At 64.5% G+C, this 14,676-nt stretch carries 13 protein-coding genes; 10 read left to right on the top strand and 3 right to left on the bottom strand.

Annotated elements, in window-relative coordinates; genetic code table 11:
- The first annotated feature begins 62 nt into the window (after positions 1-62).
- From D5301_RS08355 to D5301_RS08325, 7 genes are read left to right on the top strand one after another with little or no spacing between them, the layout of a single operon-like run.
- Positions 63-2,021, top strand: a complete 1,959-nt coding sequence (locus D5301_RS08355; RefSeq protein WP_043033508.1) for a cytochrome c/FTR1 family iron permease — start codon at positions 63-65, stop codon at positions 2,019-2,021.
- Positions 2,022-2,045: 24 nt separating this feature from the next.
- Positions 2,046-2,663 (top strand): cation transporter, encoded by a 618-nt coding sequence (locus tag D5301_RS08350; protein ID WP_005413376.1) that lies wholly within the window; start codon positions 2,046-2,048, stop codon positions 2,661-2,663.
- Positions 2,660-3,016, top strand: coding sequence for a hypothetical protein (locus D5301_RS08345; protein WP_012480228.1), 357 nt, complete (start codon positions 2,660-2,662; stop codon positions 3,014-3,016). Before D5301_RS08350 ends, D5301_RS08345 begins: the two co-directional genes overlap by 4 nt.
- Positions 3,017-3,071: 55 nt before the next feature.
- The gene (locus D5301_RS08340; RefSeq protein ID WP_043033510.1) at positions 3,072-4,349 is read left to right on the top strand and encodes a TolC family protein; all 1,278 of its coding nucleotides are present in this window, start codon (positions 3,072-3,074) and stop codon (positions 4,347-4,349) included.
- Positions 4,346-5,296: an efflux RND transporter periplasmic adaptor subunit gene (locus D5301_RS08335; protein ID WP_021201906.1), complete on the top strand. Its 951-nt coding sequence runs from the start codon at positions 4,346-4,348 to the stop codon at positions 5,294-5,296. Before D5301_RS08340 ends, D5301_RS08335 begins: the two co-directional genes overlap by 4 nt.
- Positions 5,297-5,304: 8 nt before the next feature.
- Entirely contained in the window at positions 5,305-8,496 is a 3,192-nt protein-coding gene (locus D5301_RS08330) for a CusA/CzcA family heavy metal efflux RND transporter (protein ID WP_049402758.1), read from the top strand.
- Complete coding sequence (locus tag D5301_RS08325; RefSeq protein ID WP_019184735.1) at positions 8,493-8,768, top strand: hypothetical protein; 276 nt, start codon at positions 8,493-8,495, stop codon at positions 8,766-8,768. The genes D5301_RS08330 and D5301_RS08325 overlap by 4 nt, the downstream gene beginning before the upstream one ends.
- Before the next feature lie 15 nt (positions 8,769-8,783).
- On the opposite strand, the gene D5301_RS08320 is transcribed toward D5301_RS08325, so the two are convergent.
- Positions 8,784-9,881 (bottom strand): UvrD-helicase domain-containing protein, encoded by a 1,098-nt coding sequence (locus D5301_RS08320; RefSeq protein ID WP_043033512.1) that lies wholly within the window; start codon positions 9,879-9,881, stop codon positions 8,784-8,786.
- Positions 9,859-11,439, bottom strand: a complete 1,581-nt coding sequence (locus tag D5301_RS08315) for an AAA family ATPase (RefSeq protein WP_026070029.1) — start codon at positions 11,437-11,439, stop codon at positions 9,859-9,861. Before D5301_RS08315 ends, D5301_RS08320 begins: the two co-directional genes overlap by 23 nt.
- A gap of 274 nt (positions 11,440-11,713) precedes the next feature.
- Between D5301_RS08315 and D5301_RS08310 the strand changes: the two genes are divergently transcribed.
- On the top strand, positions 11,714-12,766 hold the full coding sequence (locus D5301_RS08310) for a DNA-binding protein (RefSeq protein WP_153855342.1): 1,053 nt from the start codon (positions 11,714-11,716) through the stop codon (positions 12,764-12,766).
- 20 nt (positions 12,767-12,786) lie between these two features.
- Here the strand turns inward: D5301_RS08310 and D5301_RS08305 are convergent, their stop codons facing one another.
- On the bottom strand, positions 12,787-13,545 hold the full coding sequence (locus D5301_RS08305; protein ID WP_228756358.1) for a hypothetical protein: 759 nt from the start codon (positions 13,543-13,545) through the stop codon (positions 12,787-12,789).
- Positions 13,546-13,667: 122 nt separating this feature from the next.
- Here D5301_RS08305 and D5301_RS08300 point away from each other — a divergent pair, with 122 nt between their 5' ends.
- Both D5301_RS08300 and copL read left to right on the top strand, forming a co-directional pair.
- On the top strand, positions 13,668-14,018 hold the full coding sequence (locus tag D5301_RS08300) for a helix-turn-helix transcriptional regulator (RefSeq protein WP_043033515.1): 351 nt from the start codon (positions 13,668-13,670) through the stop codon (positions 14,016-14,018).
- A 174-nt stretch (positions 14,019-14,192) separates the two neighbouring features.
- Positions 14,193-14,612: a transcriptional regulator CopL gene (gene copL / locus D5301_RS08295; protein ID WP_012480218.1), complete on the top strand. Its 420-nt coding sequence runs from the start codon at positions 14,193-14,195 to the stop codon at positions 14,610-14,612.
- The last annotated feature ends 64 nt before the right edge of the window (positions 14,613-14,676 follow it).

The following is a 14,676-nucleotide window of genomic DNA, read 5'->3' as shown; positions in this document are numbered from 1 at the left end:
ACGGACTTTACGCTGAACCCGTATCCGCCGCCACTCCGGCCGCGGCGCTGCATGTGACGACCATGCCACTGCCCATCGCCTTGATTCGCTACTGCCTGATTGCCTTGCTGATCGGCTGGGTTCTGCCCGCTTCTGCTCAGGCGGAGCCTGCCGCAGCAGACCTGCGCCAAACCTGGCAGATGCTCGATTACATCGCGGTCGACTACCCCGGCGCGGTCCAGGCCGGTCGCGTAATTGCCCCCAACGAATACGCCGAAATGAGCGAGTTTGCCGGCGCCGTGCGCAGTCAGCTGGCAGCATTGCCCAGTGGCCAGAACCAGCAGGAGCTGACGGCCCAGGCCGACCGCCTGGTCCAGGCGGTGGCAGAGAAGGCCGACCCGGCGCAAGTGGCAACGTTGGCGCGCGGGCTCGGCACGACGCTGTTGGCCCGCTACCCGATCGGCGCTGTTCCGGCGAGCGCGCCGAAGACCTCCCAGGCCGCGTCCATCTACAGCCAGCAGTGCGCGGCCTGTCACGGCCCCACAGGTCACGGTGATGGCCCCGCCGCGCAAGCGTTAAGTCCGCCGCCGATCGCGTTCACCGATGCCACTCGCGCCGCGCAGCGAACGCCGCTGTCGTTGTACGAGGTCATTTCCCAGGGTGTGCCGGGTACCGGCATGGTCAGCTTCTCTGGGCTGTCAGAAAGTGATCGCTGGGCGTTGGCATTCTATGTGGGCAGCTTGGGGTACTCCTCGCAAGCCAAGGCTCAAGGTGAGGCGTTATGGCGCACCAGTGCCGAGGCCCATACGCACATTCCCTCGCTCGAAGCGCTGACACGCACGCGAGAGGCCGATCTTGCCACCACGATGCCCGCCGATCAGGCAAACGCGATCATCGCCTACCTGCGTTCGCAGCCACAGGTAGTAAACGAAGCGGTACCAGGAGCCGATCGCTTTGCGGTGGCGCGGCAGCGACTGGCCGCCAGCCAGCGCGCTTACGCTGATGAGGACCTGGCTCAAGCCAAAAAGCTTGCGCTCTCGTCCTATCTGGATGGTGTAGAGCCGCTTGAACCCACGCTGGCCACGCGCAATCCGTCATTGCTGCGAGAGATCGAGACGGCCATGGCAGGCTACCGCGCGCAGCTGGATCAGCATGCGCCCGCGGCTGACGTTGCCGGGCAGGCAGCGCAAATTGCCCAGCTGTTTGATCGCGCGGACGTGGCGCTGCAGGACACCCGAATAGGCGCCAGCACCGCGTTTCTAGGCAGCTTTACCATCTTGGTACGCGAAGGACTGGAAGCGCTGCTGATCGTGATTGGTATCGTGGCGTTCTTGCGTAAAGCCGAGCGGTCTGATGTGTTGCCGTATGTGCATGCGGGTTGGATCTGCGCGTTGTTGGCAGGCGCAGCTACCTGGGCGGTGGCCACTTACTTTGTTGATATCAGCGGTGCGAACCGGGAAGTCACTGAGGGCGTCTCGGCCTTGTTCGCTGCCGCTGTCCTGCTCAGCGTAGGCATCTGGATGCACCAAAAGAGCCTTGCAGGGCGGTGGCAGGAGTACCTGCACGCCAAGCTGACGACTGCGCTGACACGGCGCTCGGCTGTTTTCCTGTTCATGCTGGCCTTTGTCGCGGTGTACCGCGAGGTGTTTGAGACGATCTTGTTCTACATCGCGATGTGGAGCGATCAGGCGTCCACCGCCATCCTCGCAGGCCTGGCGGCGGGAATCGCGGTGTTGGCTGCGGTGGCGTACTGGATGCTGCGCATGAGCAGGCGGCTGCCGATTGGCCGGTTCTTTTCGATCAGCTCGATTCTCATCGCGGTGATGGCGGTCATCCTGATCGGTAAAGGCGTGGCCGCGTTGCAGGAAGCGGGCTGGATCTCTCAAACACCGCTCGCGTTGCCGCGCATCGAGTGGATCGGCCTGTATCCCACCTGGCAGTCGCTGCTGGCGCAGGTATTGGTAGGCACCGCCGCCATCGTGGGGTTCCTCGCCAATGCCCGTTCCGGTGTGCGTAGACAGCCAGGCGCAAACAAGCAATGAAACAACACAGCAGAGGACCAAGACATGAGTGATTGCGGGTGCCACCACGAAGCCAAGAACAAGGAGGAGCGACGCATCCTCTGGATCGCCTTGGTCCTGAATGCAGCGATGGCCGTGATCGGCGGCATTGCCGGCTGGATTGCCCATTCCACCGGGCTGCTGGCTGACGCGCTGGACATGCTGTCTGACGCCACCGCCTATGCCATTGGCCTGGTCGCTATCGGGCGCACGGCGCGCTTCAAGGCCAACGCCGCGTGGGTCAGTGGCAGCGTGCTGCTGGTGCTGGGCGTAGGCGTGCTGGTCGAAGTCGGCCGCCGGGTGATGTACGGCGCCGAGCCGGTCAGCGGTTGGATGATCGGTACCGCTCTGGTCTCGCTGGCCGTGAACCTGAAGGTGCTCCGTATGCTCGCCCCCTTGAAGTCTGGCGAAGTGCATCTGCGAGCGACCTGGCTGTTTACCCGCGCCGATGTGGTGGCCAACGTTGGGGTGATTCTGGCCGGCCTGTTGGTGTGGTGGCTGGCCAGCCCCTACCCGGATTTCGTGATCGGCGCCCTGATCGGCCTGTATGTGATCAAGGAGGCTTTCGAGATCTTGGGTGATGCTCGCCGGGCGCGTGCCGACGCGCGCAAAACGCCTGCATGACAGCGCTTGGCCGGCTGAGCTGTGGCCTGCGCTGGCTGCTGCTGGCGCACTTGGCCGTGGGCCTTGTGACGCAGCCGGTGCTGGCAGTGGTTGGCGAGCTCCATGCTCAAACCCATCTGGCCGCGGCCGACCATGACCCGGCAGTGGCATCACCAGCTTCCGAGCGTGGCGTAGACGCCGCGCTGCACCGGCTACAGCAGCTGGTGCTGTGCTGTAGCCAGGCCGCGCCGGCTCCAGAAATAGTGTTGGCCATTGCTCATATCGGCCGGCATTGGCCGTCGGCGACAGCCCATGCGGACAGATATCGGCATGAGCACCTGCTCGCGCCGTTCCGGCCGCCGATCGCAGGGTGATGCGCGCCGGCGTGCGCCGGATCCCTGTTGGCTATCGAAAATTCTGGAGTACTTCATGCATGTGCGATTGGCGGCCCTGGCCGCGTGGCTACTGTTGAGCGCGGCGGCAACGCCGGCGACAGCAGAAGAGCTGATGACCTTGGACGACGCGTTTGCACGCGTGGCCCAAACCCACCCCGAGCTGCGCCTGGTCGATGCGCGAGCCACGGTGCTCGCTGCCGAGCGCGACCAGGCCGTGCAGCGGCCACCGTGGACGTTGGGGGCGGAGGTTGAAAATGCGCTGGGCACGGGCGCGGCCCGTGGCCTGGACAGCGCGGAGTTGACCTTGAGCCTGAGCTCGGTCCTGGAGCGCGGCGGCAAGCTCGACGCCCGCCGCACCTTGGCCCAAAGCCGGATTGATGCACTGGCCGTGCAGCGCGAGACCAGGCGGCTGGACCTGCTCGCCGAGACGGCGCAGCGCTATTTGGCCGTTGTCGGTGCCGACCGGCAACGCAGCCTGACGAACATGGATGTCGGCCAGCGCCAGCGGACCGTCGCCGCTGCCCGGCAGCGCCTGCAGGCTGGCGCGTCTCCCGAATCGGTGATGCTCACCGCACAAGCAGCACTGGCGAGAGCAGAGTTGACCCGTGATCGGGCCGAGCAGCAGCGCATTGCCGCCCGGCAGCACCTTGCTGCCCTCTGGGGCGAACGTGCTCCGAGCTTCGAGGTGGCCGCGGCGGATCCCATGACCCTGCCGGCGATCGCGTCCATGCAGTCGCTGGCCGAGGAATTGGAGCGCACTCCCGAGTTGGCGCAGTTTGCCGATGCCCGCCGGATCGCGCAGGCACGACTGCAGCTGGCGCGTTCGGCGGCCTCGCCGGACTTGTCGTGGCAGCTGGGCGTGCGCCGCCTGCAGGAGACTGACGACACCGCGCTGGTGGCCAGCCTGTCCATGCCACTGGGCAGCCGCAGCCGCGCGCAGCCGGAGATCCGCGCCGGCGAAGCCGAGCTGGAGGTTCTGACGATCGAGCGCGAGGCCAAGGGCCTGTCGCTGTATTCCACGCTGGTCGAAGCCCATGGTCGCTACACCGTGGCGCAGGCCGAGGTGGCACGGCTGCAAGGCGAGGTGCTGCCGAAGTTGGCCCGGGCTGAGAAGGCCGCCGAGCGCGCCTATCGCGCCGGCGCGATCAGCTACCTGGAATGGGCACAGCTGCAGTCCGAACGCACGGCCATGGCCCAGCAGCAGCTGGACGTGGCGCTCGATGCGCAGCGCGCCCTGATCGAAATTCAACGCCTGACCGGCCAAGCGCTTGTCGCGCCGCCGGCGGCTGCTTCCACCGGAGAGACCCCATGAATCGCTTTTCTTGGACCGCACTGGGCATGGCCCTGATGATGCTGGCCGCCTGCAACGCGTCGGCCCCCAACGAAGCGTCCGAAGGCGGCGCCGCCGCTGAGGGCGAAGAGCACGGCGAGCACGAGGAAGCGCCGCTGGAAACCAAGATTGCCGCCAAAGCTGCGCAGGCAGCGGGTATCCAGGTCGCACCGGCAGGCCCCGGTGAGATTGCTGACGAGCATGAGGTGCAAGGGCTGTTGACCCCGATTGACGGTCGCATCGCGCAGGTCACGGCACGCTTCCCCGGACCGGTCCGCTCCGTGCGTGCGGGCGTGGGTGATCAGGTACGGGCCGGCCAGGCACTGGCCACGGTAGAGAGCAACCTGAGCCTGACCACCTATACCGTCACCGCGCCGATCAGTGGCGTGGTCATGGCGCGCACGGCCGCCGTAGGCATGGCCGCCGCTGAGGGCGCGCCGCTGTTTGAGGTCGCCGACCTGTCCACGCTGTGGGTGGACCTGCACATCTTCGGCGCCGACGCCCAGCACATCGGTGCTGGCGTGCCGGTGACGGTTACCCGCTTGAGCGATGGCGTCACCGCACAGACCACCTTGGAGCGCGTCCTGCCCGGCACCGCCACCGCCAGCCAAAGCACCATTGCGCGCGGCACGGTGGCCAACACCGATGGCCTGTGGCGGCCGGGGTCGGCGGTCAAGGCGCGGGTCACCGTGGATCGCCAATCGGCAGCGTTGGTGGTGCCGATCACGGCGCTGCAGACCGCAGAAGACCAGGACGTGGTCTACGTGCAGCAGGGCGAAACCTACCACACCCGGCCGGTGAAGCTGGGGCGCCGCGACGCCGAACGCGCCGAAGTGCTGGAAGGCCTCAAGGCCGGTGAACAGGTGGTGGTGGCCCAAAGCTTCCTGATCAAGGCCGACATCGAAAAGTCCACCGTGGAAGAAGAATGAGGCCCGCCATGCTCGAACGCCTCATTGGGCTGTCCATCCGCCATCGCTGGCTGACGCTAGTGCTCACCGCTGCGCTGGTTGCGCTGGGCGTGTGGAGCTACCGTCACCTTTCCATTGACGCCACACCCGACATCACCAACGTCCAGGTCCAGATCAACACCCAGGCCCCGGGTTACTCGCCGCTGGAGGCCGAACAACGGGTCACCTTTGCCATCGAAACGGCCATGGCCGGTCTGCCCAAGCTGGACTACAGCCGCTCGCTGTCGCGCTACGGGCTTTCGCAGGTCACCGTCGTCTTCAAGGACGGCACCGACCTGTACTTTGCCCGCCAGCAGGTCGCCGAGCGCCTGCAGCAGATCGCCTCCCAGCTTCCCGAAGGGTTGGACCCGGAAATGGGGCCGATCTCCACCGGGTTGGGCGAGATCTTCATGTACACCGTGGAGGCCGAGCCCAACGCTCGCAAGCCCGACGGCACCCCGTACACGGCCACGGACCTGCGCACCCTGCAGGACTGGGTGATCCGGCCGCAGCTGCGCACCACGCCCGGCGTCACCGAGGTCAACACCATCGGCGGCTTCGAGCGGCAGATCCACATCACTCCCGATCCAGCTCAGTTGGTGGCGCTGGGCTTCACGTTGAACGACGTGGTCGCCGCGGTCATGCGCAACAACCAGAACATCGGCGCCGGCTACATCGAGCGCAACGGACAGCAGTTCCTGGTGCGCGTGCCGGGCCAGCTAGCCAATCTGGAGGCAATCGGCAACATCGTGCTGGACCGGCGCGATGGCGTGCCCATTCGGGTGCGCGACGTCGCTAGCGTGGGCGAAGGCAAGGAGCTGCGCACGGGCGCGGCCACCCAGAATGGCCACGAGGTCGTGGTCGGTACCGCCTTCATGTTGTTCGGCGCCAACAGCCGGGAAGTCTCCCAGGCGGCCGCGGCCAAGCTGGATGCCGCCAACGCCAGCCTGCCTGCCGGCGTCCATGCCAAGGCCGTCTATGACCGCACCGCGCTGGTGGATCGCACCATCGGCACGGTGTCCAAGAACCTGATCGAGGGCGCGCTGCTGGTGGTGGTGGTGCTGTTCCTGCTGCTGGGCAATGTGCGCGCCTCGTTGATCACCGCGGCGGTGATCCCGTTGGCGATGCTGTTCACCATCATCGGCATGGTGCGTGGCGGCGTGTCGGGCAACCTGATGAGCCTGGGCGCGCTGGACTTCGGCCTGATCGTGGACGGGGCGGTGATCATCATCGAGAACTGTCTGCGCCGGTTCGGCGAGGCGCAGCACGCGCTAGGCCGCCAGCTCAACGATGAAGAGCGCTATGACCTGACCGCCTCGGCCACCGCCGAGGTGATCCGTCCCAGCCTGTTTGGCCTGGGCATCATCGCCGCGGTCTACCTGCCGATCTTCTCGCTGTCCGGGGTAGAAGGAAAAATGTTCCACCCGATGGCGATCACGGTGGTGCTGGCCCTGACCGGCGCCATGGTGTTGTCGCTGACCTTCGTGCCGGCGGCGATCGCCAGCTTCCTGCGCGGCCGTGTGGCTGAGCACGACAACCGCCTGATGCGCTGGTCGCGTGCCCGTTATACGCCGCTGCTGGATTGGGCCCTGCGTCGGCGCGTGGTGGTGCTGGCCGGCGCGGCCGTGCTGGTGGTGGGCTGTGGCGTGCTGGCCACCCGCTTGGGTTCGGAGTTCGTGCCGAGCCTGGATGAGGGCGACATCACCTTGCAGCCCATGCGTATTCCCGGCACCAGCTTGGAGCAGTCGGTGGCCATGCAGGAAACGCTGGAGAAGCGCCTGGCCCAGTTCCCGGAGGTGGCCAACATCTTCTCAAAGATCGGCACCGCCGAGGTGGCCACCGATCCTATGCCGCCGTCGATGGCCGACACCTTCCTGATGCTCAAGCCCCGCGACCAGTGGCCCGACCCGCGCAAGCCCAAGGCCGAGCTGGTGGAAGAGCTGGAGGCGGCGGCCAAGGAAATCCCGGGCAGCAACTACGAGTTCACCCAGCCCATCCAGATGCGCACCAACGAGTTGATCTCCGGCGTCCGTTCGGACGTGGCGGTCAAGGTCTACGGCGACAACCTTGACCAGTTGACGCGCCTGGCCAGCCGGGTCGAGCGGGTCATGCGTAGCGTCCCCGGCGCCGAAGACGTCAAGGCCGAGCAGGTCTCCGGCCTGCCGCTGCTGACCATCACGCCAGATCCGGCGGCATTGGCACGGTATGGCCTGAACCCGGGCGATGTGCAGGAAACGGTGGCCACCGCCATTGGGGGCAGTGTTGCCGGCCAGTTGATCGAGGGCGACCGCCGCTTCGACCTGGTCGTGCGCCTGCCCGAAGCGCAGCGCCAAGACCCCGCTGTGCTGGCAGATCTGCCCATTCCGCTGCCGGCAAGCACCAGTGTCGATGAGTCCAGCCGTCTGGCCGCCGGCGCCAATGGGGGGCCTCGCACGGTGCCGCTGCGGGAAGTGGCGAAGATCCAGGTAGAGCGCGGGCCCAATCAGATCAACCGCGAGAACGGCAAGCGCCGCGTGGTGATCACCGCCAACGTGCGCGAGCGCGATCTGGGCGGGTTCGTCGGCGAGTTGCGCACACGCATCGGCCAGGATGTCGCGCTTCCAGAGGGCTACTGGATCGATTACGGCGGCACCTTCGAGCAGCTGATCTCGGCCACCCAACGCCTGGGCGTGGTCGTTCCGGTGACACTGGCGTTGATCTTCGCTCTGCTATTCATGGCCTTCGGCTCGGCCAAGGATGCGGCCATTGTGTTCAGTGGCGTGCCGCTGGCGCTGACCGGCGGTGTGCTGGCACTGGCTCTGCGCGGGATTCCGTTGTCGATCTCTGCCGGCGTGGGCTTCATCGCGCTGTCGGGCGTGGCCGTACTCAACGGGCTGGTCATGATCGCCTTCATCCGCCGTCTGCGCGAACAGGGCGATCCGCTAGACGACGCTGTGCGCGACGGCGCCCTTGGACGCCTGCGACCGGTGTTGATGACCGCCCTGGTAGCCTCGCTGGGCTTCCTACCCATGGCCTTGAATGTCGGTGCTGGCTCGGAAGTGCAGCGGCCGCTGGCCACTGTCGTCATCGGCGGCATCGTCTCATCCACCGCATTGACCTTGTTGGTGCTGCCGGTGCTCTATCGTTGGCTGCATCGCGACCGAGCTCCCCGCGCCGGTAGCACTGCTTTGGAGTCCCCATGAACGAGCTCAACCTGGAACAGGTCCGTGCGGCGATGTTTACCGACCCGGGCGTGAAAGCGGTGGACGACCTGCGCCTGGTCGCCGGTGAGCATGGCCGTGCGATCGCGGCCACCATCACGGTCGCGGCGCCCTCGGTCGACCTGGACCTGGTGCATGCTGTGATTGCCCAGGTCCTGGCCGATCAATTCGGCATCGATCAGATCATGCTGTGTTTCAACGACCCGGGCCCGGTACCGCCGCCGCCCACCGCGGCGCCGTTAAAGAAGATGTGATCGCAGCCCCTGGCTCTATGCGTCTGCGCTGGCAGGCGCATAGAGCTGATGACCCGGCAACGCGCACGCGCCGGCATACACAAAGGCCACGCTTTGCCGCGCCCGGGTGAAGGCCACGTAGTATTTCGGCGGCGCGGTGATACGCGCTGCATCGGCCGTGCGCAGGTACTGCGTCAACGGCCCGTTCGGAAAGATGAGGACCCGACTGTAGGTGCGGCCCTTGCACTGCCCAAAGTTCACCGCCGGCAGTCCGTCGCACGCCTGCCGCCGGTCATGCCGGAGCACGGTGGGGGCGAACTCCTGCATGTACGCGGCCACATCCCCTGGAGCGACGAGGTAGATGCCATCGTGTCCGGTGACCTCGCCATTGCCTGATTGGGTCCGCGGCATCTGCGGATAGAGCGTGTCAGCCATATCGCACAGGGCCTGGACGCAGCGCAGACTGGTGAGGCGGTGATCCAGCCGGCATAAGCCGTCGGCCTCCCAAATCTGAAACAGCGCTGCCAGATTCGGACCACGGTATTGGCTGTACCTTTGCGCATAGTTGGTCGCATACGTGGCTTGGCGCGTATCGCCTACCAACGTGATGGCAATCTCGCTCTTCAACAGCCGTTCGACCAGATCCAGATCAAAGCCGGCCAGATCCTGGACTTCGTCGATGTAGAGCTCGTCGTACATCGCCGCCAATCGCGCCACGACCTGGCCTTGGGTCAGCTCATCGCAGCGCACAGCGAAATCGGCCGCTCGGTCCGAATACATCCGGTTGCCCGCCAGGTAGTGGCGCGCCACCTGGGTGCGTGGGGCGCGGTTGTTGGTGACACCTTCTACGAACAGGATGGTCTCGATGCGAGGCTCAGGGCAAAGCGCAGCCTGGTACGGGCGAATGCACTGGCGCAGCAGAAAGCCATACCAGCTGTGCAAGGTGACATGCGCGGGGACCGCGCCTGCGTGGGCCTCAAACGAGCGCCGGATCTCTTCCAGGTTTTCCAGCGTGTAGGTGACAATCGCGATGCGGCGCTCAGGTCGCTCCAAGGCCTGCCGGACCAGCAACGTGGTCTTGCCCGAGCCGGCTGCCGAGAGCAGGACCCGGTTAGGTGATGGCACGCTGGACATAGTCCGGGAACCTGATCGAGTGCGGGCTATTGAAAATCGCCAAGGCCGTATCGGTCTTATGGCCCTTCATGTACTTGAGCAGCGCCACCTCATCGGCAAAGGCCTTGCCCAGCACGGTATTGAGTTCGGCCAGCGAGTTGGCTTTGATCAGCTGCTCTTCCAGCGAAGGGGCGCTCTCGTCGGAATCGTAATAGATCGCGTTGATGTGCTCGGCATAGCGCTCTTGCACAACTGCGATATCACCGTCGTTGTCGGTGATCACCTTGGCCTGAATCCTCAGTCGATCGGCAATCTGCAAGAAGCGTTTGAATGCCAACGACTTGACCGAAATGATGTCTACGCCGTGAGCCATCGGCGCCACGCCGTGATGGTCACTGTAGGCACGCTGCACGATCAGTTCGTCGGAAGGGCCTTCCACCAGGATCGCCTGCTTGGCCAGGATCAACCGCAGCGTGTCGTGGCCCGGCAGCTTCATGAAATAGTCGTGGGTATCGCTGGGCAGCTGGTCCAGCTTCATCTGGCCTTGCGCGCTGAACAGGATCACGTTGTCCACGCCCAGCTTGTTCAACACGAAGCTGCTGTGGGTGGCGATGATCACCTGCTGGGCGGTGGAGAGGGCCGCAATCTTGTCGATCAGCTGGGTCATGCTGGAATAGGACAGATGGTTCTCCGGCTCCTCGATCAGCAGCACGTGAGCCGCGCCGGCCGCGTGCATCGCCAGCTTCATCTTCACCGCGCTTTGCTCGCCCTTGCCGGCCTGGGTGAACGGGAGCTCATCCAGGTAGGGTGACAGGCTGGTTTCCCACGTTGAGCGCGGCGATGTGTCCACGCCTACCGTCAATGCCCTGTGGCTGATGTCCCCGGTGTGCTCGGTCAAGTAGGCATTGATCGCTGCCACATCCGCTTCTTCGGAAAAGCTCTGCCGCATGCGGCGGAAGCTCAGCGACAGCGAGACGCGCTGCGCAGGCGTCAGTGCCTGCTCGATGATGCCGGCGATATAGCGATCGGCACCGGACAAGGTCTTGATGCCGTGCGTGTCGATGATGGTCGAGTCGAACGGAATACTACGGGCGGTGACGCCATTGTTGGCGAAGGAGTACCAGCGCACCGTGTAGTACTCCACCGGCAGGCTGACCGCGCCCTGGTGCTGCTGCAGGTAGGCGTTGAACTCCTCGCGGTAGTCGTCGTTGAGCTCGACCAGCAGCCGGATGCCGGCGGTATCCAGACGCAGGGAGTTGTTGGTGCCGCGTAACGACGCCAGCGCGGCGTCGGCGCCCAGATAGGCTTCGATGGAGATCCGTGGCGGCGAGGCCGGCGTGCCCGTGGCAAGCGCTCCCAAGTACTCCTGCACCGTGGGCTGGTGGAACAGGTAGGGCGTGAGCTCGTAGGCAAGATTGCGCCCATGCAGCTGGCCGGTGACCACCGCGTGGATGGCCTCCAGCAGGGTGGATTTACCGACCTCGTTGTCGCCCACCACCAGGTTCATGTGGGCATTGAGGGGCAGGTCCAGATGGCGAAACGACTTGAAGTTGTCGATGACGATACGTTCGATCGGCATGCACAGTCCTATGATGGCCAACGGGCTCGGTGGCGGAGCCTGCCTGCACCCTGGCTGGCCTCCTTTCCGCTCTGGGCCATACTACCCAGCGATCGCCGGCCCTGGGCGGTTTCGTACTGCTTGGGACGCCGGGAAGGGTCAGAATCCGCCTTACGCGGGATAATTCAATATTATCCCGTATAACTATTTTCGCCGACGAGCGGTCGTCTACCTGCTTTAATAGTATGTAATTACATGGTATGTAATACATTACGAAATAAAGTGAGGTGGCACGATGGCGCGCGCAGGACTCTATAAGAGTGACGTCCAGAAGGCGCGCGACGCGCTGCTGGCCCAACGCAAGACGCCGTCAGTCGACGCGGTGCGAGTGGCCTTGGGCAACACGGGCTCCAAGACCACGATCCACCGCTACTTGCGTGAACTGGAAGGAGAGGAAGGCGGCGGTCCGGCGAGGACGGTAGCCGTTAGTGATGCTTTGCAGGACTTGGTTGCGCGCTTGGCCTCGCGGCTCCAGGAGGAAGCAGAGGCCATCCTCACCCAGGAGCGTGAGCGCCATCAGGCTGAGCTCCACAGTCGGCAACAGGCGCTTTCCGGTGCCCAAGAGGAGGCTGCCGCCTTGAGCAGTCGGCTGCAGCGCACCGAAGCAAGCCTGCACCAAGAGCAAGCTGCTCACGCCCTCCTTCAACAGAATCTAGGTGACAGGATCGCGGAAATCGCCCAGTTGAACGAGCGCATCGCTGGCATGACGGTGCGGCTGGCTGATCATGAGGCGCATACGCGTTCTCTGGAGGACAAGCATGCCCATGCCCGGGAAGCGCTTGAGCACTACCGCACTTCAACCAAAGAGCAGCGTGAGCAAGAGCTTCGCCGTCACGAGCATCAGGTCCAAGAGCTGCAAGTAGCCTTACGTCAGGCCAATGAAGCCTTGGGCGCGAAGAATCAGGAGCTGTTGGTGCTGAACCGCGACAATGGTCAATGGCTGGAGCGCCACGGGCGGATTGAGCGTGAGCTTGCCCAGCTACGACAGGCCCACGAAGGCCAACACAGCGAGGTCGTGGCGTTGCGCCAGACCGCGACGGACTATTTGGCACTGCAGGAGCGCTGGAAGACTGACGCCAAGACCTTGGATACCATGCGCAACGAGCTAGCTCAAGTTCAAGACACCCTTGCGCGGGAGCGTGAGCGCCGCGAGAGCGCTGAAGCCGATGCGTTGCGTGCCAATGCACGTCTTGAAGCGCTAGAGCCTCTACTGAATCAACTGACGCCAGCACAAAATGCGGTGAAGAAAACTCGGCGCGGCCATGCGCAAGATGGGGGAGCCGACTGACGAGGCTGCTCGTTTGTCTGCTAGCGGCTGGGGTGGCGCTCACCTGTCCAGTACGCCCATTCCATAGGGACGACCCAATCTACAAACAGTTTGGCTACTGAGGACTCCGGTGCCAAATGATAGGGCTTGAACATGCCTTGCTCGGGCGAACTGGTCATCAGGTAGCGCAGGCGCTTCTGGACCTCCTGAAAGATGGCTTCCCGCACATGGGCGCTGTCGTGCACGCCAAGACGCATCGCCACCGAGGCACCTTGGCGTACCGCCGCCCAGCAGCAGTAACGCCACCGCGCGATCGGCAAGCCCCGCGGTCCGGATTGAAAGACGAACCCCACATCACGTGCCCAGCCTGGGTCGAAGTGATGTTTGAGCAATTGCTGCTCCAGAAACTGCTCGGTCTCCCAGAGTGCAAGTTCATCCCACAGCTCCAGTTTCGCGTCCGCCAAGACTACATCGTGTGCCATATCGCCGAGTTGGTCTTCCAGCACCGGGAGCAGGTGCCTGCGCTCGTGGGTAGACCAGGCGAAAGCACATTGCGGATCTTCGATGGGCGTGACCTCGGCATCGGGGCGGATCTGCCATCGATCCGCTGGCCAGGGAACTTGGATCAAGGCCAAGTCTCGCAGCGTGTCCAGCACCAGCAAGGTGGAGCGGCGTGTGGGCGCCACCGGTAGGCGTCGTAGCTGCGCGGCTAACAGTGCGGCTAGGAAAAGGGTGCCACGAAGGCCCAACTCCTCGATGCTGGCGACCCCAGATGGCGTCATTGACGAGGTTCCGGGCATGCGGTTTCCGGGGATGAGGGAGCGGCGTGGCTCCTGGGGGGGGGGCGGCGCTACCGGTGTCGCCGGTTGCCTCAAAGCTAAGAATATCTTAGTATGCAAGGCTGGGTACATCCGCCATCCTTATGGGGTCTCCATGGGGTGCGCGCGTGACTTTGTCCGTCGACTCAACACCGACCTTCGCTCGACGCCTCAAACAAGCCCGCCTGCACACGGGTTTGTCGCAGAAGGAGTTGGGCATCCGGGCCGGTCTGGATCCTCACGTGGCCAGCCCCCGAATCAACCAGTACGAGCGTGGCAAGCACGAGCCCATGCTGGAGATTGCTGAGCGGTTGGCCCAAGCGTTGGGGATCCCCGCCGCCTTCCTTTACACCGACGATGATCTGCTGGCCAAGTTGCTCCTGCGCTGGGGCTCGCTAAGCAAGCAGCAGAAGCGCGAGTTGGTGAAGCTGATCGAGGCCACGCCCGAGAAGTAAACCGAACAAGCGCTCGCCCTATGGGCAACTCTTCGCCTCAACCCGCCCTTTGGGCGCTTCTGGAGGGAGCTGCAGTGTCCGCGGCTAGTGCGACTGACAAGTCGCGACATCTCAGGCTTACTTGAGATTTTGTTCACGACCGATACACACGCGCCTTGTCTAAAGTGATATACCATGTCGCCCGTGTCAGCCTCCTCACTTCTACTGCGACTGTTCCTGATCGCCATGCTCGTGCTTAACGGCGCGTGGTCGGCGTTTGCGTCCGTCAGTATGAACCCGGTCATGGAAGAGCAGGCCAGCGAAGTGGCTGCCGCGGTGCAAGTCGACGAAGACTGCTTCGCCCATCACAGTGCTGAGCATCATCCCGATGCCACATCGATTGAAAAGGCTGGCACTGGGCATGGCGACCATGCCGGTCCCGACTGTTGCAAGTCTTCTGCGTGCCGGTGCGCCTGCGTACACGCTTGCGCGAGCGCACTTCCTGCGCGCCTGCATGTTTCGGTGCAACTGGCCTTGGGCCTGGATGTCATGCCGCTGCCCCTAGGGCATGCGGCACCTGCCTTGCCTCATCTGATCCGACCACCGATCGGCTAAGCGTCCCTAGGCGCCGCAATGGCGCCGTTGGTGTGGCTTGCATGCCTGTTTAGGCCAGCCGCCC

It is taken from the genome of Stenotrophomonas sp. MH181796, assembly GCF_009659995.1.
Lineage (GTDB): Bacteria > Pseudomonadota > Gammaproteobacteria > Xanthomonadales > Xanthomonadaceae > Stenotrophomonas > Stenotrophomonas riyadhensis.
The sequence above is the reverse complement of the archived record's forward strand: the minus strand, read 5'-3'. Positions and strand labels throughout refer to the sequence as shown.